The 24,871-nt window shown below is 74.2% G+C and carries 18 protein-coding genes and 1 pseudogene; 15 read left to right on the forward strand and 4 right to left on the reverse strand.

The window, feature by feature from the left end; translation table 11 throughout:
• Positions 1 to 43 precede the first annotated feature (43 nt).
• From ACIRG9_RS27865 to ACIRG9_RS27895, 7 genes are read left to right on the forward strand one after another with little or no spacing between them, the layout of a single operon-like run.
• Positions 44 to 409, forward strand: coding sequence for a hypothetical protein (locus ACIRG9_RS27865; protein WP_402862124.1), 366 nt, complete (start codon positions 44 to 46; stop codon positions 407 to 409).
• Between the two features lie 30 nt (positions 410 to 439).
• Complete coding sequence (locus tag ACIRG9_RS27870) at positions 440 to 3,151, forward strand: pentapeptide repeat-containing protein (RefSeq protein WP_402862127.1); 2,712 nt, start codon at positions 440 to 442, stop codon at positions 3,149 to 3,151.
• 57 nt (positions 3,152 to 3,208) lie between these two features.
• A complete protein-coding gene (locus ACIRG9_RS27875; protein WP_402862130.1) occupies positions 3,209 to 3,637 on the forward strand; it encodes a YbaB/EbfC family nucleoid-associated protein in 429 nt (142 codons plus the stop codon).
• Positions 3,630 to 3,965 (forward strand): hypothetical protein, encoded by a 336-nt coding sequence (locus ACIRG9_RS27880; protein ID WP_402862133.1) that lies wholly within the window; start codon positions 3,630 to 3,632, stop codon positions 3,963 to 3,965. The genes ACIRG9_RS27875 and ACIRG9_RS27880 overlap by 8 nt, the downstream gene beginning before the upstream one ends.
• Before the next feature lie 48 nt (positions 3,966 to 4,013).
• Positions 4,014 to 5,063, forward strand: coding sequence for a hypothetical protein (locus tag ACIRG9_RS27885; protein WP_402862136.1), 1,050 nt, complete (start codon positions 4,014 to 4,016; stop codon positions 5,061 to 5,063).
• Positions 5,063 to 7,420: a hypothetical protein gene (locus tag ACIRG9_RS27890; protein WP_402862139.1), complete on the forward strand. Its 2,358-nt coding sequence runs from the start codon at positions 5,063 to 5,065 to the stop codon at positions 7,418 to 7,420. The genes ACIRG9_RS27885 and ACIRG9_RS27890 overlap by 1 nt, the downstream gene beginning before the upstream one ends.
• A complete protein-coding gene (locus ACIRG9_RS27895) occupies positions 7,417 to 10,710 on the forward strand; it encodes an AAA family ATPase (RefSeq protein ID WP_402862142.1) in 3,294 nt (1,097 codons plus the stop codon). Before ACIRG9_RS27890 ends, ACIRG9_RS27895 begins: the two co-directional genes overlap by 4 nt.
• Positions 10,711 to 10,720: 10 nt before the next feature.
• On the opposite strand, the gene ACIRG9_RS27900 is transcribed toward ACIRG9_RS27895, so the two are convergent.
• Positions 10,721 to 11,767 carry a hypothetical protein gene (locus tag ACIRG9_RS27900; RefSeq protein ID WP_402862145.1) on the reverse strand — a complete coding sequence of 349 codons (1,047 nt, stop codon included), beginning with the start codon at positions 11,765 to 11,767 and terminating at the stop codon, positions 10,721 to 10,723.
• Positions 11,768 to 11,890: 123 nt separating this feature from the next.
• On the opposite strand from ACIRG9_RS27900, the gene eccD reads away from it, so the two are divergent.
• Both eccD and eccB read left to right on the forward strand, forming a co-directional pair.
• Complete coding sequence (gene eccD, locus ACIRG9_RS27905; protein WP_402862148.1) at positions 11,891 to 13,282, forward strand: type VII secretion integral membrane protein EccD; 1,392 nt, start codon at positions 11,891 to 11,893, stop codon at positions 13,280 to 13,282.
• A gap of 1 nt (position 13,283) precedes the next feature.
• Complete coding sequence (gene eccB, locus ACIRG9_RS27910) at positions 13,284 to 14,669, forward strand: type VII secretion protein EccB (RefSeq protein ID WP_402862151.1); 1,386 nt, start codon at positions 13,284 to 13,286, stop codon at positions 14,667 to 14,669.
• A 114-nt stretch (positions 14,670 to 14,783) separates the two neighbouring features.
• Here the strand turns inward: eccB and ACIRG9_RS27915 are convergent, their stop codons facing one another.
• A complete protein-coding gene (locus tag ACIRG9_RS27915) occupies positions 14,784 to 15,992 on the reverse strand; it encodes a S8 family serine peptidase (RefSeq protein ID WP_402862154.1) in 1,209 nt (402 codons plus the stop codon).
• Positions 15,993 to 16,300: 308 nt separating this feature from the next.
• Here ACIRG9_RS27915 and ACIRG9_RS27920 point away from each other — a divergent pair, with 308 nt between their 5' ends.
• Positions 16,301 to 16,939: a sigma-70 family RNA polymerase sigma factor gene (locus ACIRG9_RS27920; RefSeq protein ID WP_402862322.1), complete on the forward strand. Its 639-nt coding sequence runs from the start codon at positions 16,301 to 16,303 to the stop codon at positions 16,937 to 16,939.
• Here ACIRG9_RS27920 and ACIRG9_RS27925 read toward each other — a convergent pair.
• Positions 16,899 to 17,108 (reverse strand): annotated as a pseudogene (locus ACIRG9_RS27925) (hypothetical protein); the annotation flags it as partial. The gene ACIRG9_RS27920 and the pseudogene ACIRG9_RS27925 sit on opposite strands and share 41 nt — an antisense overlap.
• A 70-nt stretch (positions 17,109 to 17,178) precedes the next feature.
• On the opposite strand from ACIRG9_RS27925, the gene ACIRG9_RS27930 reads away from it, so the two are divergent.
• Both ACIRG9_RS27930 and ACIRG9_RS27935 read left to right on the forward strand, forming a co-directional pair.
• Positions 17,179 to 17,511 (forward strand): hypothetical protein, encoded by a 333-nt coding sequence (locus ACIRG9_RS27930; RefSeq protein WP_402862157.1) that lies wholly within the window; start codon positions 17,179 to 17,181, stop codon positions 17,509 to 17,511.
• Between the two features lie 28 nt (positions 17,512 to 17,539).
• On the forward strand, positions 17,540 to 17,830 hold the full coding sequence (locus tag ACIRG9_RS27935) for a WXG100 family type VII secretion target (protein ID WP_402862160.1): 291 nt from the start codon (positions 17,540 to 17,542) through the stop codon (positions 17,828 to 17,830).
• Positions 17,831 to 17,878: 48 nt separating this feature from the next.
• Here the strand turns inward: ACIRG9_RS27935 and ACIRG9_RS27940 are convergent, their stop codons facing one another.
• On the reverse strand, positions 17,879 to 19,111 hold the full coding sequence (locus ACIRG9_RS27940) for an alpha/beta hydrolase family protein (RefSeq protein WP_402862163.1): 1,233 nt from the start codon (positions 19,109 to 19,111) through the stop codon (positions 17,879 to 17,881).
• A gap of 356 nt (positions 19,112 to 19,467) precedes the next feature.
• Between ACIRG9_RS27940 and ACIRG9_RS27945 the strand changes: the two genes are divergently transcribed.
• The 3 genes from ACIRG9_RS27945 (at position 19,468) to ACIRG9_RS27955 (ending at position 24,835) form a co-directional block, all read left to right on the forward strand.
• Positions 19,468 to 20,910: a hypothetical protein gene (locus tag ACIRG9_RS27945; RefSeq protein WP_402862166.1), complete on the forward strand. Its 1,443-nt coding sequence runs from the start codon at positions 19,468 to 19,470 to the stop codon at positions 20,908 to 20,910.
• Complete coding sequence (locus ACIRG9_RS27950) at positions 20,907 to 24,023, forward strand: S8 family serine peptidase (protein WP_402862169.1); 3,117 nt, start codon at positions 20,907 to 20,909, stop codon at positions 24,021 to 24,023. The genes ACIRG9_RS27945 and ACIRG9_RS27950 overlap by 4 nt, the downstream gene beginning before the upstream one ends.
• A 155-nt stretch (positions 24,024 to 24,178) precedes the next feature.
• Positions 24,179 to 24,835 (forward strand): HAD family hydrolase, encoded by a 657-nt coding sequence (locus tag ACIRG9_RS27955; protein WP_402862172.1) that lies wholly within the window; start codon positions 24,179 to 24,181, stop codon positions 24,833 to 24,835.
• The last annotated feature ends 36 nt before the right edge of the window (positions 24,836 to 24,871 follow it).

Consider the following 24,871-nt stretch of genomic DNA (forward strand, 5'->3'; position numbering starts at 1 on the left):
CCGCACCCGCCGACGTTGTGGAGGGTGTCGAGAGGAGACGCGGATGCCCGTCGTCGTGAACGAGGCGTACATCAACAACGTCAACAACCTGCTGACCACGCTGCGCAACGAGGTGCCTTCGGCACGCAACGGCCTGAACCCCTCCGGCACCGGGCCGAACGACCAGCCCGTGCAGCTGATGGACAACGTGCGGCTGCTCGCCGGGACCGACGCCTATCCGGTGGGCACGGGGCTGGCCGTCCGTGCGAACGCGCAGGCCAAGGCGCTGTCGGACCAGCTCAACAACGAGGGGACGTTCTTCGGTCTGTTCGTCTCGAACACGCAGGTCTTCCTGCGGGAGAGCGACGACACCGAGGACCTCAACGCCCTGACCGCGGCCGAGTTCGCCCCGTACCTGCCCACTGCCTGACACACACCCGCATCGGAACAGGAGACCCCGATGACACAGCCGCAGCCGCCACGCTGGGAGACGTTACTGCAGCAGGTCATCGGGGCCCAGGCGGTGGACCGTAACGCCATCGCCGGCCGCCCCTGGTTGCGGCTGGGTAGCGTCGAGCTCAACACGGGTCGCTCCGACGATCCGTGGAACGACCCGGTGCCCTCGGGGACCGGCGACGGGCGGTTCACGCTCTACCGGAAGGCGATCTGGCCGCACGGCGGCACCGCCTTCCAGCTCATCGAGATCTTCGTCGACTACTACATCGCCGGAGACGGCGGGAAGTCGCCGTACGACATCCACAACGAGAGCTGGGTGCAGAACTTCACCGAGTCGATCGGCGGCATGAACAAGGTGCTCGACGAGCAGACCTTCCACGCCGCGGCGAACTCGTTCGGCAACGTGGCCGCCTGGCTGTCGGCGTCGGCCGACCGCCTGATACCGCCGATCAGCGACATCAACACCAGCGGGTCCGGGTTCGAGGGGTCGGCCGCGGCGGCGTACCGCCATCAGCTCCAACGGGTCCAGTACCAGCTCGACAAGTTCCGCGAGCAGCTCACCAGCCCGGCCGAATGGGCCAGGCAGTTGCACGCCGGTGGCGAACAGGTCACCGCATTCAAACAGGCGGTCGTCACGGCCTGGCAGCGGTTCAACCAGCTACCGACGCCTACGGACATCATCAACAGCGTGCTGCGTCAGCTGGAGGCACAGGTCGATGACTGGGACCGGACAGCCGGCTTCGCCAATCCGTACAAGATTTCTGCGCCCTGGCCGTTCCAGATCAACCTGGACTTCGGCGCGGGACAGACGACGACGCAGGGCATCGTCGACATGGCGAGCCCGGCGGGGGTCGTCCAGTTGGACCAGGCGATGCGCATCATGTGGGCCAACAACGTCGTGCTGAACCTCGACATCCCGGTGCAGAACAGCTTCCCGGCGATGGACGAGGCACTCAACGCGGCGTACACCGCACTGGCCAACCCGATCACCCTCTACGACTATCCGGCCGCCGCGCCGGGCATCACGGGCCCGGACATCGGCGGTCCCGACATCGGCGGTCCGGACCTCGGCGGCCCGGACCTCGGCGGCCCGGACTTCGAGGGCGGCCCCGACACGCAGAGCGGAATCGACGGCCCCACGACCTCCGGCGGTACGGACCTGCCCGGCTCCAACCTGCCCGGTCCCGACGCGTCCGGCTCGAACCTGTCGGGCTCCAACCTGTCCGGTTCCGATCTCGACGGTTCCAGCCTGTCCGGTTCTGACCTGACCGGTTCGGGGCAGATCGATGGGCCGGACCTGACCGGTGATCAGGACTCGGGTATCGGGCCCGAAGTCCAGACCGGCCTGGCCCTGCCCGACGGAGGCCTCCCGGACACCGGGGCTGGACCATCGTCGGGCCTGCCGACGACCGACGCCTCCTTCGCCGCGACCGGATTCCCGCAGAGCGACACGCTTCCCAACGCCTTCGACACGTCCGGGCCGAGCGGGGCGAACACCGGCTCGGACACCATTGACGGGCTGCCGGCGACCGGTGGACCGATCGGCGTGAGCGGGCTGGCTCTCCCGAGTACCGGACCGTCGAGTACGCGCTCGTCCGGTGCGGGGCCGCTCGGCCCGGTCGAGACAGACGGGGCGAACGCTGGCCTCACCGACCTGACCGGCCTCGACGCGGGCGATCGGCTCTCCGGCGTGATCGGCGGGCCGCCGACCGGCTCCGGGCTGTCCTCCAGCGCCGATCGGATCTCGGGGCTCCCGGCCGGTGTCGACAACATCTCGGGGCTCGCGACCGCCGACAACATGTCCGGGCTCGCGACCCCGGCCGACCAGGTCTCCGGGCTCGTGACCCCTGCCGGCAACTTCTCCGGGCTCGCGACCGATGGCAACATCTCCGGGCTTGCGGACGGCGGCGAGAATGTCTCCGGGGTTGCGACCGGTGGGGACAGGATCTCCGGGCTCCCGGCCGGTGCCGACCGGAGTGGCTTCCTGTCGACCGGCATTCCCGACCTCGACAACCCCTCGCTGTCGGGCCTGACAGGCGGCCAGAGCATCGGGGACCTCTCCGGTGGCACGCTGCGACCCGGCAGCGATATCGGGCGGTCGGCTGTCGGCACGTCCCATCTCACCGACCCGTTCGGCCTGAACGGGCCGGCGTCGTCGGGACCGGACCTCGCCGGCCTCGGGCCGGCCGCCGGCGGGCTGGATCTGCCCAGCACGAGCGCGTCGGGCATGGACCTGGCCGGGCTCGGTGGCCCCCCGGGTGCCGGCGGCGCGGCGGGGGCGGGCGCGGCCGGTGGGGTCGGCGCGACCGGTTTGGCGGGTGCCGCGCTGGGCACCGGCACGGGCACCGACATCGGCGGGCTGACCGCGGCGGGCGGCGCGCTGGCCGGTGCCGGGAACCAGGCCACCGCCGCCGGCGCGAACCCGATGGGTGGGATGCCGTTCATGCCGCCGATGGGCGGGGGCATGGGAGGCCAGCAGGGCGGTCAGGAGAAGGAGCGCGAACGCACCACCTGGCTGGCCGAGGAGGAGGAGGTCTGGGGCACCGACCCGGACTGCGTGCCCGCCGTGCTCGGGCGTGACGGCACCGAGGCGGACCTCGAGACGCAGGTCACCTGGGAACCGGCGGTCACGACGACCGGGACCACCAAGCCGGCCACCGAGTCCGGGCGGCCAGCACGCGACACCGCGGACCGGGCCGTCGAGCGCGGCCGTTGACCACACTCGCCCCGCGGCACCCGGCCATAGCGGCCACCGAAGAGACGGAGGAAGGACATGGCAGACCAGGCACAGGCCAAAGTCGACGAGATGTACGCCGACTTCAACCGGCAGCGCGAGGCGTTCGCCGAGGCGAGCCGGGACATCGCGACGGGGACCTTCACGGTCACCGCGAAGCGACGGGCGTTCCAGGTGACCGTTGACGGCCAGGGCAACCTGACCGAGATCAAGTTCCTGACCGGCGCGTACCGGACGATGCCGGGCGCCGAGCTCGGCTCGCTCCTGCTGGAGACCATCACCGCGGCGCGCCGGCAGGCGGTCGACGCCGGCATCGCCCACTTCGAGCGGCTCATGCCGGCGCAGTTGCCGCTCACCGAGATCCTCGGCGGCTCGTTCGACGGCGACAAGATGTTCGCCGACGCGCTCCGCGCCATCGACGAGCTCCGCGCGGCCGGCCCGGACGCAGGGGAGAAGGACCATGCCTGAGCCGGTAGTAGGCGTCGACACCACGTACATGCAGGGCGAGGCGTTCAAGGAGTTCCGGGAGCACGCGGAGGAGATCGAGGAGCAGGTGCGCCTCGCCCCGACCGCACAGGACGTGGTGCCCAACCCGGAGAGCGAACTCGACCAGTACGCCCTGAAGTTGGTCGAGGGCGCGCTCGAGGCGATCCACGGTGTCGCCGAGTCGCTTCCGGGCCTGACCGAGTCCGACGGTCACAACGTCGGGTGGTTCGCGCAGGCGGCCGCGCAGGCCGAGGAGAGCGGGACGCAGGACGCGCAGAACGCGCTCACCTCGTTCACCAACACGCACTAGGCGGCGGCCGGGGCCGTCCGGCCGCCGCAGGGGTAAGGAGGCGTACCCATGGGCGGTGTCGTGCCGGCCTCGGCGCCTGCCGGGCCGTACCATCACCTGCTGGCCCGGCTCGCCGGCCAGGTCCCGGACGACCTGCTGCTCCGGGCCCGCCGGCTGCTGGTGGACGGCCGCACGGTCGACGTCGCGAGGATCATCGACTTCGCCGTCTTCGCGGGCCGGCTGCGTATCCCACCGGAGGACCTGAACCTCCTGGCCGAGACCATCCGGAGCGCGGGCGGAGAGTCCGCGGCGCACGGGGCGGCCACCGCCGGTCCGGCGTCGCCGCCGCCGCACGCCTTCGTGGTGTCCCCGGCGCACCCGACGGCGCTTCCGCCCTGGCCGCAACCGGTGCCGTACGGGTCGGACCTGACCGCGGCCGACCCCTCGGGCCTCGACGACGTCGACCGTGCTGTAGGGGTGGCCGCGGCAGCCGCCGAGGCGCTGGGCGTGTGGCGGGCGTGGCGGGTACCCGCGGTGGCGACGCCGTGGCCGCCGCCGCGGCGCCTCTACCTGGCGCAGGCCGACCCCGCGACCGACGCGGTCCTGCCGACCGTCCAGGTGCGGCTTCAGGAGGCGCTGGCGGAGGTCGAGGACCCGGTGCCGGTGGTGGACGTGTTCGCCGACCCCGAGACGCTCCCCACCTACCACCGTGCCGTCCTCGCCGTCGGCGCGCTGGTCTGGGCGGCCGTGCCGGCGCGACCGGTGCACGTGGTCGAGGCCACGCGGGTCGACCGCGGCGACGCGGAGCGGCTCGGCGGCACGGCACGGGAGGTCGTCGTCGGTTACCTGCGGGACGGGTCACCCCTGATCCGGTCCGACGAGCTGACGACCGACCGGTGCGATCCCGCCCGTGGCGCGGTCGTCCCGACCGGCTACCGCACCGATGGCGAGTGGGTGTGGTCCGAGGCGGTCGAGTACTACCTGAGCGAGCACGGTGTGGTGCCGGAGCGCGGGCTGTTGCGCCGGGTGGACGATCTTGACGGCATCGTCCCGGAGGTCGACGCCGTCACCACGCATCGCGCCCTCTGCCGGCTCCGCCAACACCTCCAGGAGGCGTGATGCCGCCGCTGGAGATCATCGGTGAGCCGATCGGCGACGCCCTGCTGCTGCGTACGTCCGCCGAGGAGACCGTCGACGGCCGGGCGCTCGCGGCCCTGGTGGCGGAGGACGGCCAGGAACGCATCACCGTGCTCCTCGCCCCCGGGCTCACCGCGCGCCCGGAGCTGTTCGACGTGCTGCCCGACGCGCTCAGCGAGTGGCTCGGGGGTGCGGAGGGCGGCCTCCGGGTCGTCCCGTTCGGCCGGTACGCCGAGGGTGTCACCGTCGATCACGGCGGCGACCGGCTCAGCACGGCGCTGGGGGAGCAGATCGCCCTCATGCCATTGCACGAGCCGGTCACCGGCCGCGTCCAGGAGCGGGCCGAGCCGGTCACCGCTCCCGCCGAACAGTTGGCCGACGCCGTCGCCGGTCGTGTCGAGGGACCGACCGAGGGCGTCTCCGGCAGCGTTGAGGGACCGACCGAGGCGGTCCCCGGTAGCGTTGAGGGAGCGACCGAGGACGTCGCGGGTGCGGCACCGCCCACGTTCGACCGGGCGGGTGTCGACGTGGTGGTGCCGGAGCCCGTGGTCGCGGCGCCGGCCGCCGGCGAGGCGGCCGGGGCGTCGCCCGACCCGGAACCGGCGCCGCCCGGAATCGAGACGCCGGCCGGATGGTCGTTCGCCGCCGACCGGCCGTCGCTGTTCACCACGCCGGTGGCCGGTGTCTTCGTGGTCGAGCTGCCGGTGTCGGCCGCCGGACCGCGGATCGCGGGACGCCTGGTCGGCGCGGCGCGGCTCGCCGAGCTGGTCGCCGGCGTCCGCAGCACGCAGGTCGACGACCCGGTTCTCCTGGTGCCGCGCGGGTCGATCCCACCCGCCGCCAGTGGAGCACTGCTCTGTTCCGGCATGGCCCGGGCGCTCGCCGCGCCGGTGCTCGGCGCCGCGGGCCCGGTCCAGGCGACGGCGACCGGGCTGGTCCTCTGCGATCAGGGCTTCGGGTGGTGGCCCGCCGGCGGCGGCCCCCGCGAGGAGATCGGGCCGGTGCTGCCGACCGGGCGGCCGCGGTACCTGGTCCCCGCCGACCACGACGGACCTCCCGCCGACCAGGACGGCCGGCCGCAGCCGGCTTTCCCCGCCCCGACCGTGCGTACACCCACCCCGATCGACCCCGAACTGCTCGACCTCCTGGCAGGTCCACGGACCACGTCATCGCCGGTCGTGAGCCTGCCCACGGCAGCCCACGTGGCCGTGACCGCCGCACCGGCCCCCGGTTCGCGGGTGGCCGCCACCTCGGCGAGTCGTACGGCCGTGACCGATCCGCCGGCCGAACCCACGGTCGAGCCGCATCCGCAGCCGCCCGCCGAGCTGCCGGCCGAGACTCCGGCAGGTTCCCCGATCGGGGCGCCGGCCGATTCCCCGATCGGGGCGCCGGTCGATCCTCCCGCCGGGGCGCCGATCGAGCCGGACGGGGGCGAACCGGACCTCGACAGGTCGCCGGTCGCGCCGCACGTCGGGGAGCCGGCCGCGCACGACTTCCCGGTGCCGGTCGTCCCCGCCGGCCTTCGACTGGTCGGGCCGCCGGCCGCACCGGCGGCGGAGGACCGCGCGGAGCTGCGGCGGGGGCTGAACGGCCGCTACGACTCGTTCGCCCGCTCCGTGTCCCGGCTGCTCGCCGAGCAACCCGGGCTCCGCGCGGGCGGTGGCGACAACGGTACGGTCACCGGACTCGTGGCGCTGCGGGCGTACTTCGCAAACGCGCGTGCCACGACGAACGCCCACCTGCGCGGACCGGAGCGGGAGGCGTCGGCCGACGGGACCGCGCTGCTGGCCCGGTGCGCCGCGTACGGACTGCGGCGGCTGCCCGTCGCGCTCGGACCGGTCTTCGTCGTCAGCGGCGCGGACGACCTGGACGTGTTCGCCGCGTACCGGCCGGGGGAGGAGATCGCCGAGCCGGCGTTCCTGGACGCCCGGCTCACGCCCGGCGGCGGCACGGGCGTGCAGTACGCGATCTGGTCGGCGAGCGCGCGCCGGTTGGGGCTGCTCGGCGCGCCGGACGGTGGCAGCGCCCTCTTCCCGCCCGGCTCCCGCTTCGCGGTGCTGGCCGTGGATCCGACCGACGAGCCCGGACGGCCCCGGGTACTGCTGCAGGACCTGGCATCGGTCGGCCGGGCATCCGTCGGCGCCACCGGCAAGCAGATGGTTGCCCGGCTCCGCGCGGCCCTCGCCGCGGCGCCGGGTGGATCGCCGGCGGCGGTCGTCGACTTCGCGCCCGGGCTCGACCCGAACGGTGTGCCGTTTCCGGCACCGCACCTGGATTCGCCACCGGCGGCGGCCGCCATCCGCCGCGCGCCGGCCTCTGTCGAAGGTGGTAGGCCTTGAACCTGAACGTGATCTCGGTGTCCCAGACCGAAGCCGACGGGCCCGCCACGATCGGCGAGGCGGTCGCGCGGGTGGGCGCCGGCGGCACGGTCATCGTGCAGGCGGGAACCTACCGTGAGCAGTTGACCCTCGACGCCGCGGTGACCGTGCTCGCCGAGGAGGGCGCGGGTTCGGTCGTCGTGGACGGCGGCGACGGCCCGGCGGTGCTGGTCGTCGGCGGTGACCCGGTGCTGCGCGAGTTGGCGTTGCGGGGCGGTGGCCAGTCCCTGCCCGCCGTCCAGGTGCGGGCCGGCCGGCTGGAGATGCGCGAGTGCGCGGTCGAGGGCGGCGGCGTCGTGGCGGTCCACGTCGCCGGCGGTGAACTGGCGATGCGGTCCGGCCGGGTGGGTAACGCCCACGGCGCGGGCCTCCTGTTCGAGGGCACCGGTGGCGGCCTCGTGGAGCGCACGGCGATCAGCGACATCCTGACCGCGGGGATCGTCGTCGTCGACGAGGCCGACCCGACCATCCGCGGTTGCGCCCTGACCGAGGTGCGGGGCGCCGCCGTGCTGTCCACCCGCGGTGGTCGTGGGCGGGTCGAGGGCTGCGAGATCAGTGCCGTCCACGGGCCTGGCATCGCGGTCGAGGAGGGCGGCCGGACAGCCGTGGTGCGCACGGTGGTGCGCGACACCGCCGGGGTCGGACTCGTGGTCAGTGACGCCGGCCCGACCGTCGAGGAGACGCAGATTCGCGGGACCGGCTCGCACGCTGTGCTGCTCGCCGGCCGAGCCGACGCCACGCTGCGCGACTGCCAGTTCGCCGACAGCGGTGGTCACGCGCTCCTGGCGGTCGACGCGGCCCGCGTGGAGCTGGTGGAGTGCGGGGTGCTCGCCGGTGCGGCGGCCGCGCTGGCGGTGACCGGCTCCGCGGCGGTCACGGTTCGGGGCGGCACGGTGTCCGGCGGGGACCATGCCGGTCTCCTCGCGCGCGACACGACCCGGGCCGCGCTGACCGGTACGCGGATCGACGGCGGGTTGATCGGGCTGGCGGTCGACGGAGACGCGGAACTCACCGCGAACGGCGTCACGATCAGCGGACCGACCGAAGCCGGCGTCCGGGTGACCGAACAGGCGCTCGCTCGCCTGACCCAGGGCGAGGTCCACGGCGGACGGCTGGCGGCGGTCGCGGCCGACGCAGGTGGGCGGCTGGAACTCGACGGTGTGACGCTGGCCGGGGCCGGGGTCAACCTCCTCGTCGGCGGGGCGGCGACCGCGTCCGCCTCGTCGTGCGAACTGCGCGGCGCGCGGGCGGACGGGGCCCGGGTGGCCGACGGCGGCACGCTGACCCTCACCCGCTGCCGGATCAGTGGCTCCGGCGGTGACGGGGCACGCTTCGATCCTGGCTCGACCGGTGCCGTGACAGAGTGCGAGATCGTCGACAACGCCGGCGAGGGCGTCCGGGCCGATCCGGCGAACCCTGTCGCGACGACCGGCACGAGCCTGTCCCGCAACGGAAGCGGCCGTACTCCGTCGCGTCGGCCCGAGCCCGACGCCGCCGCCCCGATCCCCGCTCTCCCGATGGCCCCAGGCTCTCCGGCCGTACCCGGCGGCGCGTCCGCCGATGCGCGCACCGCCACCACCGCCGACGACGCCGACCCGGTCGCACCGCTGCTGGCGGAGCTCGACGGCCTGGTGGGCCTCGCGACGGTCAAGCGTGAGGTCGCGACGCTGGTGGGTCTGCACCGGGTGAGTCAACGGCGGGCGGCCGCCGGACTGCCCACCCCGCCGATGTCGCGGCACATGGTCTTCGCCGGCCCACCCGGCACCGGCAAGACCACCGTGGCCCGGCTGTACGGCCAGCTTCTCGGGGCGTTGGGGGTGCTGCCCGCCGGCAAGCTGGTCGAGGTGTCGCGGGCCGAGCTGGTCGCGGAGCACATCGGCGGCACCGCGGTGAAGACGCGCGAGGCGTTCACCGAGGCGCTCGGCGGTGTGCTGTTCATCGACGAGGCGTACACGCTGTCACCGCCGGACGGTGGCTCGGGCAACGACTTCGGTCGGGAGGCGATCGACACCCTGGTCAAGCTGATGGAGGACCACCGTGACGATCTCGTGGTGATCGTCGCCGGCTACTCGGCGCAGATGCGCGCCTTCCTCGACTCCAATCCGGGCCTCGCCTCCCGCTTCGCCAAGACCGTCGAGTTCGACAGCTACAGCACCCAGGAGCTGGTCAGCATCGTGGAGCGGCTGTGCCGCACCCACCACTACGCGCTGGAGTACGACACCCGCCTCGCGCTGTCGCGGATGTTCGACGGGATGCCGCGTACCGAGTCGTTCGGCAACGCGCGGGTGGCCCGCAAGGTGTTCGAGGAGATGATCGGCAGGCAGGCGTTCCGGCTCTCCAGCGACAGCCGGTTCTCCGGGGTGGATCTGGCGCGGCTGCTTCCCGCGGACCTCGGCGAGCCGGCGAGCCCGGTCGCGGAGACCGACCAGCGGGCCGAGGTCGACGGCCTGCTCGACAAGCTGCGGCAGATGGTCGGCCTCGGCGAGGCGAAGCGCGAGGTCGCCGACGTCATCGACCTGCTGGCCACGGTGCGGACCCGGCTCCGCGCAGGCCTGCCGGCGCCGCCGGTCTCCCGGCACCTGGTGTTCTCCGGGCCACCGGGAACCGGCAAGACCACGATGGCCCGGCTGTACGGGCAGCTCCTCGCGGCCCTCGGCGTGCTGCCCGGCGGGCAACTCGTCGAGGTGTCGCGGGCCGACCTGGTCGGGGAGTACATCGGGCACACCGCGCACCGCACCACGGAGGCGTTCGAGAAGGCCCGCGGCGGTGTGCTGTTCATCGACGAGGCGTACACGCTGGCGCCACCGGACGCGCGCCAGGACTTCGGCCGGGAGGCGATCGACACGCTGGTGAAGCTGATGGAGGACCACCGCGACGAGGTGGTCGTCATCGCCGCCGGCTACGAGGTGGAGATGGAGAACTTCCTCGCGGCCAACACCGGCCTCGGGTCCCGGTTCACCCGGCGTATCCACTTCGCGAACTACAGCCCCGACGAGCTGGTCGACATCTTCGTCGGTTTCGCCTCCGCCAGCGGGTACGACTGCCCCGGCGACACCCTGGCCGCGTTGCGGGAGCACTTCGAGACGGTCCCGAAGGGGCGCTCGTTCGGTAACGCCCGGTATGCGCGCAGGGTGTTCGACGAGGCCGCCACCCGCCAGGCCGGTCGGCTCCGCGCGGTCTCCACGCCCAGTGTCGACCAGATGCGGACGCTGACCGTCGAGGACGTCCGGCCGTTGTCGCCGGTGGCCTGACGGGCGGCGCTCAGGACGCCAGGTCGTGCAGGTAGAGACGCGACAGGGCCCGGTGGACCGCGACGTAGTCGAGGTCGGCCGGGCGGTGCTCGCGGCGGCGGATGTGCGCGACGAGCGCCTCCTGCGGCGGTACGCCGTGCCGCCGCAGGTCGCCGGCCACCAGGTCGGTCCAGATCCACGCCCCGTCGGTCCGGTACACGGTCACCCGCCGGCCTGATCGCGGGAGGGCCGCCTCGACGGCGTCCTCGTCCCCGGTATGGTGGATCAGCAGCGGATGGCCCGAGTCCAGGTAGGACAGCACGAGGTCGCGTTCGGGACCGTCCAGCCGGGGCCCGACGTACGGGTCCGGCCCGTCCTCGCCGGAGGCGATCCGGACCGGTGGTGTCGGATCCGAGGCCCACAGCAGCGCGGCGAACTCGAGCGCGTGGCGCTGGTAGGGCGGCAGATCGTCGACGTCGGGGAAGACCTCGACCTGGGGATCCCGCTCACCGGCGGCGATCAGCGCGTCCTGTGTGGCGGCGGCGAGTGCCGCGAGGTCGGCCGGCGCGCGGTGCGGCGCCAGCACCAGGTAGACCCGTCGCGCCGGCGGCTCGGCCCGGCCCGGCGGCGGGTACCGCCAGCTCCGCCACAGGGCGCGCGCCGACGCGGCGCGGACCACGGCGACGGCGGAGACGTCGATCGGGTCGAGGCCGAACGCGTCCGGATGGTCCCGGGTCAGGTCCAGCGTGTACGGAACGGCTGCCGGGTCGGGCGCGAGGACGGCGGGGCCGATGGGAGCCGCGCCGTAGCGCAACGGCGACGGGTCGCCGCGGATCGGGTCCACCGCGGTCGGGTCGTGTCCGGTGGACACGAGCAGCTCGCGAAGCCACTCCACGTCGTCGGAACCGATCGGAATCTCGGCGGCCAGCAGGGCGAACAGCACAGCCTGCGCCACGTCGGCGTCGAGCCCCTGGCTGAGCCACCGGCGACACTCCGTGGTCACCTCGTCGGGGAGCCGGCCGGCCAGCCGCAGCAACAGGTCGTGCGGGTTCGGCTCCCGCCTCGGCACGAGCAGCATCACCCAGCTCCTCCCGCGCGAACAGGACAGGTTCGCACTCCCCCTCTACGACAGCATCCGGGTGCGGGTTCACCACCGCCTGGTGACGGTGAACCAGCGGCGGGAGCCGACGTTGTGGAGAGCGTGACGACGACCTCGGTGACGATGACCCGGCTGGTGGTGGCCGGTCCGCGACGGCGGATCGACATCGCAGTGCCGGCGGATGTGGTCGTGGCTGACCTGTTGCCGGCGCTGCTGCACCATCTGGGCGAGGAACTCGCCGACGCCGGCCTGGCCCACGGCGGCTGGATCCTCCAGCGCCTCGGTGAGGCGCCCTTCGACGAGCAGGCGAGCGTCGGATCGCTCGCGTTGCGCGACGGGGAGACGGTGTTCCTGCGGCCGCAGGCGGACCAGATCCCGCCGGTCCACTTCGACGACGTGATCGACGGGGTGGCGACGGCGGTGTCCGAGCGGTCCGGTCTCTGGCGGCCGGAGATGGTTCCGGTCGCCGCGGTCACCGCCGCGGCCGTGGCGGCGGCGGTCAGCCTCGTCGTGCTCGCGCTGCCCGGCCCCGCGGCGGACCGGTCGCTGGTCGCCGCCGTGCTGGGTCTGCTGAGCCTGGTCGGGGCGTTCGCGTACGCCCGTGGCCTCGGCGACCGCCGGTTCGGGGTGTTGAGCGCGGCGACCGCGACGGCAGCCGCGGCGCTCGCCGGGCTGACCGTTCCGGACCTGATGTCCACGCCGGCGGCACCTGTGCTGGGCGGGGCGCAGACCCTGGCCGGCAGCACCGCGGCGGCCATCGCCGCGGTGCTGGCCGGCTACCTCGCCGGCCATCGGCGCGCGGCCTTCGTCGCCGTGGCGGCGGCGGCCGCCTTCGGGGCGCTCGGCGGTGGGTTGACGGTGGCCGGGCTCTCCGGCGCGCAGTCGGCGGGCGTCGTCGCGGTCGTCGCCACGCTGCTGGTCGTCTCCGTGCCGCTCGCCGCGGCGCGGCTGGCGCGGATCCGGCTGGCGCCCCTGCCGACGAAGCCCGAGCATCTCCAGGAGGACATCGACCCGGAGCCCAGCGCGCCGTTGCTGGCGCGGGGCGCCGGCGCGGACCGCGGTATGACGGCGTTGTACGCCGGCGGCGGGGCGGCCACCGCGGTCGCCCTGGTCGTGCTCGCCGCGCACGGCGGTTGGGCGGCCGTTCTGCTCGTCGTCCTCGTCGCCGTCGCGCGGCTGCTGATGATCCGGCCGATGACGAGCGCCTGGCACCGGCTGGCGGTCGGCCTGCCCGCGGTACTCGGGCTGGCCGCCGTGGCGGTCGCCGGACTTGCCGGCGCGTCGTCGTGGGTCCGGCTGGGCGCCGGGCTCGGCTTGGCCCCGGGCGCCGTGCTGGTGCTGTTCCTGGTGGCCCGAGCACTGGGGGAGCGGCGGCCGTCGCCGTACTGGGGACGGGCCGGGGACCTCCTGCAGCTGTTGTCCACGGTGGCGCTGGTGCCCGTGCTGCTGCAGGTCATGGGCGTGTACGCCGTCGCGCGCGGGCTGGGTGGTTGACATGCGGTCCCGTCGCGACCAGGTGCAGGCGCACAGTTTCGTGTTGGGTCGGTTGGCCTGCGCTCTGGTGTCCGGGGAGCCGGACACCCCCGAGAACCCGCACCGGCGTACCGTCGTCGGGGCGATCGTGAGCCTGCTCGTCGCGGCGCTCGTCGCCGGCGGGTTCGGCGTGTACGGGCTGATCCGGCCCGGTGGCGCGACGTCCTGGCGCGCACCCGGCGTGCTGATCACGGAGAAGGAGACCGGAAGCAGGTACGTGCTTCTCGACGGGCAGCTCCGGCCGGTGCTCAACTTCGCCTCTGCGCTGCTGCTGTTCCAGCAGCGCCCGTCGATCGTGTCGGTGTCGAGCCGGTCACTGGTCGGGGTGCCGCACGGGCCGGCGATCGGGGTGGTCGGCGCGCCGGACGCGCTCCCGGCCTCCGGCGCCGTCGTCGGCGCCGTCTGGAGCGCGTGCGCGCAGACCGCGAACGACCAGGCGGGCAACGTCTCCACCGCCACGACACTGGCCGTGACGCGGGAGGCGGGCGAGCCGCCGGCACCGTTGCCGCGCGCCATTGTCGTCCGTGTCGCGGACGGCCCGTTGTTCCTCGTCTGGCAGGGGCGCAGGTTCAGGTTCGCCGACGACCGCATGGCCCGGGTGCTCGGCTACGACGCCCCGACGCTCACGGTGGAGACCCGCTGGGCCGACCTGTTGCCGCCCGGACCCGACATCGCTCCCGCCGCGATCCCCGGGCACGGTGAACCGGGCCCGACGATCGACGGCCGGGTGGCGCGGATCGGTGAGCTGTTCACCGCGCCGGCCGGGTCGGGACCGGCCCGCACCTTCATCCTGCTGCGCGACGGCCTGAGCCAGCTGTCGCCGGTGGCCGAGGCGATCGTCGCGGGCGACCCGCGGACCGCCGACCTCTACCGCGGTGGCCCGGTCGAGCCGGCCCGGCTCAGCCCGGCCGCGCTCGGGCAGGTGGCGCGCTCGGCGTCCAGGGTCGTCGCCGAAGGGCTGCCCGAGGAGTCTCCGGCGCTCGCCGACAGCCCGGCCGGGACCGCGTGGTGTGTCCGGCAGGGGGGCGGCACCGGCGAGCTCACCGTCGGGCCCGCGCCCCGCCTGACCGCGAGCGCCGCGACCTTTGTGGGCGGCGGCGTGACCCGTAGCACCGCCACGGCCTCCGCCGTGGTCGTGGCGCCGGGTGTCGGGGGCCTGGTGCGGGCGGCCGACCAGGGGCAGGCCCAGTCGACGAACCTCTACCTGGTCGCCGACAACGGGGTGAAGTTCCCGGTCGCCGACGCCGAGGCCGCTCGCCGGCTCGGCCAGTCGGCCGACCAGGCGACCTCCGTACCACGGTCCCTGCTGGAGCTGCTGCCGACCGGGCCGCTGCTCAGGGCGCCCTGAGCCCTGTTCCCACCGCATCGCGCCACCGTCCGGACACCGCCCTCGGGTCGAGGCCGCACCGGGTTGCGGCCGCACCGGATCGAGGCCGCACGCCAGCGGTACGGCGGCGGCGCTTCACCGCTGCCACCCCCGGCGCCGGCCGCTGCGGATCGTGGCCAGGATCGCGGCAGCCAGCGCGGCGGCGGCGAGCCCGATGGCGCTCGCGCCGACGGCGATCGAGGCGGCCGGCGAGCGCGGCGGTGCCGCGGGTGGCGTCTCCGCGTCGGCGGGCAACGGGTCCAGCACGGCGGTCCCGACGACGGTCGCCGCGACCGCCTCGCGCACGTCGACCATCCCGGCGCCGACAAACCGCGCCAGCGCCGGGTCGACGGGCGGTTCCGCCGTGCGCACTATCCGGTCGGTCACCGCGCCGACATGATCGTCGCGCCGGTAGCCGCGTACGAGCGCGGTGACCGCGGCGACCTGCGCCGCGGCGACCGCGGTGCCACCGACCCGGAAGTGCCCCCGGCCGACGGGGCCGATGCTCACCACGCCTTCGCTGGGCGCGGCGACGTCCACTCCCGCCTCCGCCGGCGGCGAGCCAGACACCGTGCCGTCGGGTCCGCTGCCACCCACCGCGATCACCTCGGGAAACGCGGCCGGGTACCACACGTCGCCGGCCTTCGTCGACCGGTCGGACGCTTCGCCGGCGACCGGCGCGACCACCACCACGTCGGCGGCGACCGCCTCGCGGACCGCGGCGCGCAGCGCGGCGTCCGGATGCGTGGTGCCGGTTCCGACGAGGATCACCTTCGCCCCGGCCTGCGTCGCGGCGCGCAACCCGGCCGCCAGCGCCCCGTCGGGCACCCGTCCCTGCTCGTCCACGATGCGCACGGGCAGGATCGTCGCGCCCGGCGCGATCCCGACCATCGCGCTGCCCCGCTGCGGACGGGCGGCGACCAGCCCCGCGAGGGCGGTGCCGCGGCCACGGCAGTCCAGGTCCGCCCGACCGCCCCGCACCACGTCGACACCGGGCCGGACGGCACCGGCCAGCGCGGGCGCCGTCGCGCTCACCCCGGTGTCGAGCACCGCGACCACGACGCTGTCACCGCGGGTCAACGTCCAGACGACCGGCGGGGCGAGCCGCTGGAACGCCCACGACGGCTCGGCGGCGACCGTGGGGGACGCCCCGACGCACCCGTTCGCGGGTACTGCCAGGTCGGGAAGGTCGGCCGGAGCGCGCGCCGCGGCCCGAGCCGCCGCGAGCGCCGCGTCGGCCGGACCGACCCCGACGGTGACGGTGAGCGCGGCGAGAACGGGAAGCACCGACGGAGTGGGCAGCATCGCGACCTCCTTTGACACCCGAACCGAGCCGGTCCGCACCCCTGTCCAACGGCGTTACACGGGAACTGGTTCAGCCGCGGAACGGGCCGGGACGGCGGATCCGCCGGCGTAGTTCTGCCTGTGGTTCTGCATGGTCCTACCGCGGCTGACCGACTGTGATGGAGAGAGCACGGCGCTGGATGACGAGAGAAGGGGACCTCGATGTCCTGGCTCACGGTCGGAGCGGAACGGGGAACACCATGACGGAGGTAGCTCCCGTGGAAATGCCGAACGACGCGATGGCGAGGCCGCCCAGCGCGAGCGAACGGATGGCGGCGATCTATGAGGCGCACGCGCCGGCGGTGCGCGCCTTCCTGTTGCGCCTCACCCTCGGCGAGGCACAGCTCGCCGAGGACCTCCTCCAGGAGGCGATGCTGCGGGCGTGGCGGCACCTCGACCGGCTCAGCCCGGACGTCGACGAGGTGCGGCCGTGGCTGTTCATCGTTGCCCGCCGGATCGCGATCGACGCCACCCGGGCGCGGCGGATCCGCCCGCGCGAGGTCGGCGCGATCGACTTGACGTTGATCCCCGACACCGACGACGCGATCGAACGGTTCGTCTCAGTCCATGCCGTGCGTGGCGCGCTGTGTCAGCTCAGCGTCGACCACCGGCGGGTGCTGGAGGAGGTGTACGTGCGGCAGCGTTCGACCCGGGAGGCCGCCGAGATCCTCGGCATCCCCGAGGGCACGGTCAAGTCCCGGACGCACAACGCGCTGCGTTACCTGCGCAGCGCCCTCGGCCTCGACGACCGGGCCGCACGCCGTGGCGGAGGCGCCGCCGTCGTCACGGCCGTTCGGCCGGGCCGTCCGTCATCAGTGCCAGGCGCAGGTCTACCCGGTCGTCGAGGTGAGCGAGACGCCGACCGGTCAGCTGCTCGATCCGGCCGATCCGGTACCGCAGTGTGTTGACGTGGGCCTGGAGCACGGTGCCGTAGCGCCGGTAGGTCACGCTCGTCGTCCCAGAGGGCAAACCTTGTCCGGTACGGCAGACCGCCGGCCCCGTTCGCACATGGGTGCACTGGTCATCGGCCTGGGCGGGCCCGGAAGCGGTCGCCCGCGGTGAACTCCGCGACGCCACGGACGTTGTGGAGGGTGCGGAGACCGCCTCCGCGAACGGCGACCCGGATCAGCCGGGAAGGGACGAAGGGATGCCCAGACCACTAATTATCGACGAGGCCAGCACCGCCGCGCTGGTCAACCAGTTCTCCGACACCGTCCAGGACCAGGCGACGGCGCGGAGCAACCTCAACAACCTCAGTGCCGAGCTGAACTCCCACTGGCGTAGCGACAGCGCGTCGCCGGTCTACCAGGCCGGCATGCAGGCGGCCGACCGGGCCCTCAACCGGATCAACGCGGCGCTCCAGTCGCTCGCCGACGACATGCAGGCGTTCAGGAGCGACACGCAGGTCGCGGAGGACGACGCCGGGAGCAACGCCCAACAGGTGCAGCAGGCGTTCGGCGGCAACTGGGCCGTCCGGTGAGCAACCGGTACGCCGAGAGGAGCATGGCATGACCAACTACATGGCCGACATCGGCGGCATGGGAGACGTCGGCACCGGCCTGCGGCAGATCTACAACTCGCTCGTCCAGTCCCTGCACGCGCTCGAGGCGGCCGCCCGCAACTACTCGGCCGCCAACAACGGTGCGGCGATCGACGGCTACGGGGCGGCGCAAGCGGAGTGGAACGCGGGGCTCAACGAGTTCAACAACGCGCTCACCGTGGCTGAGCGTAGTCTCGGCCACATCGCCTCCGGTTACGTGACCACCGACGAGCGTGGCGCGGCCCGGTTCAACGGTTAGCCGGTCCCGGGCGGCGTCACCGCCGACGCCGCCCGGGCCCTCCGGCAACTAGCCGACGAAGGTCACCTCGGGATACGCGCGACTGGGCGCGTCGAGCAGATCGCCCGGCTTCCCGCGCAGGTGCCGGTCCAGGAACGCCACGACGTACGCCCTGGTGATCTCGACCCCCCGCGTGCCGGCCATGGTCCCGTAGAAGAGCCCGGCGACGTCGGGCGTGACCGCGCTGCGCACGCCGAACCGGTCGAGCAGCCAGACGGTGTCGGCGAACGTGTAGTGGCCCGCGCCGGTGACGTCCAGCCAGCGACGTGGCCCGGCCAGCGCGGCCCACGCCTCCGGCCAGAACGCCTGCGGGCCGGCCGTCGGCACGCCCTGGCTGACCAGCAGGACCGGTACGTCGGGATGCTGGTTGGGCAGCTCGGCGAAGAACATCCCGTCGAGGTTGACGGCCGCGTCGAAACGGCCGTCGGTCCGCGCGACCTCCACCGCGCTCGCGCCACCGATCGAGTGGCCGGCCACCGCGACCCGGCTGGCGTCGACGAGCCAGGACATCGACCGGCGGCTCAGGACATCAAGGACGAACCGCAGGTCCGCCGTGCGGCTGCGGACGATGGCGAGACCGACCGCGGGGTCCCGGGTGCCGCAGATGGCGCAGGCTGTCACCCGACCGTCCGGCAGCTCCACCGGAGCCTCGTACGGGTGGTCGACGACCGCTGCCAGGTAACCGCGGCTGGCCAGTTCCTCCGCCAGCATCGTCAACGAGGTGCGGCTCAGCTCGAACCCCGGCGACAGGATCACCAGCGGACGCCCGCCGGCCACCAGGGACGCCGGCGCGTCGACGACGGCGTGGCCGCGCAGCCGCTCCGGGCGTACCGCGGCGCGCTTCGCCTCCGGCACGCCGGGGACTCCCCACTCCCGCACGGCGGGAGCCAGGGTGGTGGAGACGTAGGGCGAGCCCGGCCCCGGTGCCGCGCTCGCCGGGTAGAACAACGAGACCATCAGCTGGCGGTCGCCGGCGGCCGGTACCCAGGGGTCCGGGCGGCCGTGATCGACGAGGTGCAACGTGGTCGTGCCGAGCCGCTGGAGCGGTCCGGTCGGCGCCAGCGTCCGGCTCGCGGGCACTCCTGTGGTCCGGTGGTGGTCGGCGGCGATCGGAGCCGCGTCGGCCGGCCGGACGCCGATCAGGGGAAGCAGCAGGAGGCCGAGTCCGGCGGCGGCGATGCGGGCGATCCGGCGGCCGGCCGGCTGACCTCCGGATGATCTGTGTGGTAGGGCTCTGGTCAACGGAGTCTCCTTCCCAGGGGGTACGGCGGGACGAGTGTCAGCCCGGGTCGGGAGCGGACGACAGGGTGCGGCGGGGCTTCGGCACTTTCGTGCACGCCGTCCCGGGCCGGGCCGTTACCCCGTTCACGCGGTCCTCGGGCCCGTTCCCGGGGCAGCGCGGCCAGGCGTTGACACCGGAATGGACGGTCGGTGCTTTCCGGCTGGGGCGAGGAGACAAGGGCGACGCTCGGCCCGATCGCCGCCCGCGACTGTGGGAAGTGACTGAACCAGCGGCGCGCCCGTTCGTAGTGAACACGACGGCACCGTCCGGCTCCGTGGGAGTCGTTCGGCGCGGTGTCACACGAGGGAGAACGCGGATGGTTCGGACGGCGGCCCGGCTTGCCGGCTGGGTGTGGGGGATTCTCCTCACCTCGGCGATCACCGTTGCGGCGCCGGCCGCGGCCGGCCCGCGGCACGACGCACCCGCCCGTGTCACCTCGCGGCCGGCCTCCGACGCCGTCGCGAACCCGAGCGGCGCGGCGCCGGCCGACCGGTACTACATCGTCGGCCGCGAGCAGGACGGCCAGCGGGAGTACCTGTTCCGGATCGCCGCCGAGACGCTCGGCGACGGCAACCGCTTCCGGGAGATCTTCGCGCTCAACCAGGGCCGGCCTCAGCCCGACGGGGGGCGGTTGACCGACCCGACCCAGCTGAGTCCCGGATGGATCCTGCGCCTGCCGACCGACGCGAGCGGACCCGGGGTCCACACCGGGCCGTTGCCGGAACCGTCCGCCGGTGGCCGGGCCGGTTCAGCGCCGGCAGCCGCCGCTTCGCCGGATCCCCGCCCGCCGGCCGGGGCGGCACCGGGCTACCTGATGATCGCCGTGGCGGTCGTCGTGCTGGGCCTGCTGGCGATGACCGTGCGGCGGTATGTCCCGGCCGGTGCCACCCTGCGTGTCCTTCGGCTCGCCCGCGGTCCGCAGGCTCGACAAGCCGACGCGCAGGCACCCGGCCCGGCGGCGGCTGCTCCGGAGGCACCGGCGGGCGTGGATGCTCCGGCGGGGGACGACGGCACGGGCGGGCCGGAGGTGACTCCCGACCCTTCCGCCATCGAGGAGGCCGTCGTACCGCTGCCGGCCGTCAACCGGGACGGCGAGCCTTCCGTCGGGCGGGCGGCCGGGCCGGACACCGACCGGCCGGCGAGCGGGAGCGGCGACCCGGGCCGGCCCGGGCCCGTCGCGGACCGACCCCGGGGTGTCCGGGCCGGGATGACGATCCGCCTCAAGCCCGAACCACCCGTGCCCGGTGAGGTGCTGGACTTCCGGATGCCGGAGGTGACGGCCGGCTCCGGTACGCCGCCGGGCCGCTGGCTGGACCCGGACGAGCCGGCCCCGGTCGGCGGCATCCCCATTCTGCTCGGCTGGCAGGGGCGGCGGCGGTTCTGGATCGACCTGGCCCAGGTGCGGGACGTCCTCACCATCACCGGTTCCCCCGACGCCTGCCGCCGCCAGGCGATCCGGCTGGCCTGGCAGGTCCGGGGCGGTAGACACGGGCTGACCGTGGTCGGTGACGTGTTGGGACCCGACGCGTTGCCCGGCTGTCGCCGGCTGCCCGCGTTCCCCGGGCCGGCCGACGCGCCGGCCGAGCCGGGCATCCTGATCAGCGGCGGTCTTCGTGGGCCGGACCTGATGGCGGCCCGGCAGTTGGCCCGCCGCCCGGACCGCCCTGTCGTGCCGGTGCTGATCGGCGCGGTGATCCCGGCCCGCTGGTCGTTGGCGGTGTCCGCCCAGTCCGATCCGATCGATGGAGGCAACAGGTGACGGTCGACGTTCGCGGGTGGGTGGCCTTGGCGCTGTGCCTGGCCCTTGGTGCCGGCCCCCTGGTGGCTGCCGCCGAGCCCGCCCGGGCGGAGCCCGCCGGCCAGACACCGGCCGGGGAGTTCGTGAAGTACTACGTGGTGGGGAGCACCCACCAGGACCGGCCGGAGAACCTCGACGAGATCGCCGGATGGTTCCTCGGCGCGCCGGGCCGGGCCACCGATATCCGCCACCTCAACGCCGGCCGGCGACAGCCTGACGGCGCGGCCCTGGGCAACGACCAGACGCTACGGCCCGGCTGGCTGCTGGTCCTGCCCTGGGATGCGGTCGGCGACGGGGTGCGGTACGGCGTGCTGCCCAGCCCGGCTCCGCTCTCGCCGGCATCGGCCGGCCCGCAGCCGGTCACCTCAGTGCGTACCGAGGCCGTCCCGCCGGCCGGTGGGGAACCCGCGCAGCCGTCCCGCTCCGCCGCCCCGCCCCGGGACGGTTGCTCGACGACCCAGCCGGCCAGGCCGCGGTCGGACTGGGCCCGCCGACGGCTCGCGGTCGACCAGGCGTGGGAGCGCAGCCAGGGCGAGGGGGTGCTGGCCGCGGTGGTGGACTCCGGTGTGGACGGCGGGCTCGCGGAACTGGCCGGCCGGGTGACCCCGGGAGCGGACATCCCCGCCGGCACCGGTCACGGGGACATCGACTGCCTGGGCTCCGGCACGGCCATGGCGAGCATCCTCGCCGCGCGGAGCCGGACCGACGGCTCAGGGCCGGTCGCCGACGGCGAAGTGGCCGGGATGGCGCCGGCAGCGACGGTCCTGCCGATCCGGGTGGTGGCCGGTGTGCCGTCGTCCACGCCCGCCGACGGGGCCGTCGCGATCGAGGTCGCGGTCTCCGCCGGGGCCCGGGTCGTCGCCCTCGGGTCGTACGTGGACGTCACCGACCCGGCCGTGGCCCGCGCGCTGGTCCAGGCGCGGGAGCACGACGTCCTGGTCGTGGCCGCGGCGGTCAGCGAGCCGTCCTCGGACGTCTCGCCGCGACCCGCGCCGCCCGCCTCGACGGGCGTGCTGTGGGTCGGTGGCGTGGGCCCCGAGGGACAGCCCGTCGACCAGTACCGACCCGGACAGGTCGACGTCGTCGCGCCCGGGATCGACGTGCCCAGCCTCGGGGCCGGGGACCCAGCCGTCCGTTCCAGCAGCGGCAGCCAGTACGCCGTCGCCGCCGTCGCCGGGCTCGCGGTCCTCATCCGGTCGGCCTTCCCGCACCTCGATGCCGCACAGGTCCGGCACCGGATCGAGGCCACCGCCGACGGGGCGGCCGGGCCACCCGACCCGGTCCGGGGACACGGCATGATCAATCCGCGGGCGGCGGTCACCCTGCAACTGGCCGAGGAGAGCGAGGCCGCACCGGCGTCCGGGTCGGCCGCGCCGCACCTGTCGCGGCTGGTCGCGGTGCTGCTGACCGTGCTGTTGGTCGTGGCGGCACTCGCGGTGGTGATCCGCCATACCGGCTGGCGCAACGGTTCGGCGCGGGCCGCGAAGGTTCCGTCCCTGGCCGTCCGCATCGCCTCGTTTCCCCGGTGGGTCACGGCGGCGGCGGGCCTGGCACTGGTCGCCCTGCTCGGAGTGGTGACCACTGCGGGGTTCGGCACCGCCATCGCCGGCAACAGGGAGCTCGTCGGGCGTCCGGTGCCGACCGACCAACTGCCGGCCGTCCAGGCGGCCGCCCTGTCCTGTCCGGCGTTGACACCGGATCGGCTGGCCGGTCAGGTCATGGCGGCGTCGGGGTTCGGCGCGGACGTCCGCTCGGCCACCGGGGGCACGGGCACCGCAGGACTCACCGCCGAGCAGTGGGAACGGTGGAAGCCGGCTGCCACGGCGCGCCGGGCCGATCCGAAGGCGAACATCGTCGCCCTCGCCCACGCGATGTGCGACCTCGTCGGGCAGGTCCGGCGGGCCGGCGTCGGCGGGGACCCGTGGCGGCTGGCGCTCGGGGCGTTCCAGTCGGGGGTGGCGGAGGTTCGGACCGCCCGTGGCGTTCCGGCAGCGGCGACCGGCTATGTGGACACGGTGGCCCGGCTTGCCGCCTGGTACGCGGGGCGTCCCGAGTTCGCCGTCGCCTCGCCGTCGTCGCCGCCGACCGGGTCCGCCGCCGTCTCCGCTGCCCCGGCGCCGGTGCCGGACGACTACCTGCCGCTGGTGCTGTCCGCCGGGCGGGCCTGCGCCGCGATGCCGCCGGCCAGGATCGCCGCGCAGCTGATGGCCGCCTCGGCCTTCAACGCCAACCGGTTGGGCACCGGCGGCGCCCAGGGCATCGCCGGATTTACCCCGCAGGTGTGGACCTCGTACGCGCCCCACCCCGCCACCACGTCCCCGTGGGACCCGGCTGCCGCGATCCCCGCTGTCGGCCGGACCATGTGCGCGTTGACGAGCGAGCTGTCCGGGCTGGCCGCCGACCCGTACCCGCTGGCGGTCGCGGCCTTCGTCTGGGGACCAGGAGCGGTGAAGCAGGCTGGTGGCGTGCCCGCGTCGGCCGGACTGCGTACCCACGTCGACCTGGTTCGGCGGTACGCCGAGTACTACGCCCGCGACCCACGCCTGGGTGGCCGCCCCGCCGTGGCGGCTCCCGTGGCCGGACCCACCGCCGGCCGCCCGCCGAGCGGGCCGCGGCAGTCGGCCGCCCCGCCGCGTACCACGCCGAAGCGTGCCACCGGGACGGACACGGCCGGGACGGGTACGGCCAAGCCACGTACGGCCGCGACGCGGGCCCGCCCGGCGCCGGCCCCGAAGCCCAACTGGCAGACCCGGGTGGTGCACGGGACCGCCGTGCTCACCCGGGGGCAGGCGTGGTCGACCAATCGGCTCCGGTTGACGTTGCGTACCGACGGTGAGGTCGCCCTGATCGACCAGGGGCGGACGGTGTGGCGGGCCGGCACCGCCGGTAAGGGCGGCGCGAAGCTGGTCTTTCAGGGCGACGGTAACCTGGCGCTCTACAACGGAGCGGGAAGCTGGGTCTGGAGCACCAGCACGGAGGGCCACGACGGGGCGATCCTCGTCCTGCAGGCCGACGGCAACGTGACCATCTCCATCAACGGACGATCCCTCTGGCACACCGGTACCCAGGACTGAACCGTCCGGGGTGTCACGTGCCCCGTGTTGATCGTGAGCGAGGTTCCGGTGATCCCGCCTACCATCCACCGGTAGGCGGGATCGCGGCCCTCCGGCTCCCGACGGGCCAGCGGTACTTCGACGACTCCGACGTACGCAGGGAAGCAGGGACGCAAGTGATCGACGCGATCTTTTTCGATGTCGGCGGGACGATTCTCGACGAGTCCCGCGAGTTCGAGACCTGGGCGGACTGGCTCGGCGTTCCACGGCACACGTTGTCGGCGGTCTTCGGTGCGGTGATCGCCCGGGGTCTGGACTATCGGGAGACCTTCGAGGTCTTCCGGCCCGGGATCGATCTCGCGGCCGAGCTCGAGCTCCGAGCAGCTGCCGGCAAGCCGGAGTCGTTCGGCGAGGAGGATCTCTACCCCGATGCGCGACCGTGCCTGACCGCGTTGAAGGACCAGGGCCTGTTCGTGGGCCTGGCCGGCAACCAGCCAGCTCACGCCGAGGCGATCCTCCGCGCTCTCGACCTTTCCGTGGACGTGATCGGCACGTCGGACGGTTGGGGCGTGGCGAAGCCGTCACCGGCCTTTTTCGAGCGGATCATCCGCGAGGTCGACGGCGATGCGTCTTCGATCCTGTACGTCGGCGACCGGCCCGACAATGATGTACGCCCGGCCATGGCGGCCGGTATGAAGACCTGCCTGATCCGGCGCGGTCCGTGGGGCCACATCCTCGACATCCCCGCCGTGTCTGATCGGTGCCTGTTCCGCATCGATTCGCTGGACGAACTCCCGAGCCTGGTCGCGAAGCACAACGCCCAGGGCGGCTAGGTCGCCGGCAGGGCGGCGGAAACCCGGGGGCGACTC

It is taken from the genome of Micromonospora sp. NPDC093277 (genome assembly GCF_044765245.1).
In the GTDB taxonomy this organism is placed as follows: domain Bacteria; phylum Actinomycetota; class Actinomycetes; order Mycobacteriales; family Micromonosporaceae; genus Micromonospora.

Bases quoted from the DNA above. Each gene is read 5' to 3' on its own strand.
- ACIRG9_RS27865 (WP_402862124.1), top strand. From the start codon at position 44: ATGCCCGTCGTCGTGAACGAGGCGTACATCAACAACGTCAACAACCTG.
- ACIRG9_RS27870 (WP_402862127.1), top strand. From the start codon at position 440: ATGACACAGCCGCAGCCGCCACGCTGGGAGACGTTACTGCAGCAGGTC.
- ACIRG9_RS27875 (WP_402862130.1), top strand. From the start codon at position 3,209: ATGGCAGACCAGGCACAGGCCAAAGTCGACGAGATGTACGCCGACTTC.
- ACIRG9_RS27880 (WP_402862133.1), top strand. From the start codon at position 3,630: ATGCCTGAGCCGGTAGTAGGCGTCGACACCACGTACATGCAGGGCGAG.
- ACIRG9_RS27885 (WP_402862136.1), top strand. From the start codon at position 4,014: ATGGGCGGTGTCGTGCCGGCCTCGGCGCCTGCCGGGCCGTACCATCAC.
- ACIRG9_RS27890 (WP_402862139.1), top strand. From the start codon at position 5,063: ATGCCGCCGCTGGAGATCATCGGTGAGCCGATCGGCGACGCCCTGCTG.
- ACIRG9_RS27900 (WP_402862145.1), bottom strand. From the start codon at position 11,767: ATGCTGCTCGTGCCGAGGCGGGAGCCGAACCCGCACGACCTGTTGCTG.
- eccB (WP_402862151.1), top strand. From the start codon at position 13,284: ATGCGGTCCCGTCGCGACCAGGTGCAGGCGCACAGTTTCGTGTTGGGT.
- ACIRG9_RS27915 (WP_402862154.1), bottom strand. From the start codon at position 15,992: ATGCTGCCCACTCCGTCGGTGCTTCCCGTTCTCGCCGCGCTCACCGTC.
- ACIRG9_RS27920 (WP_402862322.1), top strand. From the start codon at position 16,301: ATGGCGGCGATCTATGAGGCGCACGCGCCGGCGGTGCGCGCCTTCCTG.
- ACIRG9_RS27930 (WP_402862157.1), top strand. From the start codon at position 17,179: ATGCCCAGACCACTAATTATCGACGAGGCCAGCACCGCCGCGCTGGTC.
- ACIRG9_RS27935 (WP_402862160.1), top strand. From the start codon at position 17,540: ATGACCAACTACATGGCCGACATCGGCGGCATGGGAGACGTCGGCACC.
- ACIRG9_RS27945 (WP_402862166.1), top strand. From the start codon at position 19,468: ATGGTTCGGACGGCGGCCCGGCTTGCCGGCTGGGTGTGGGGGATTCTC.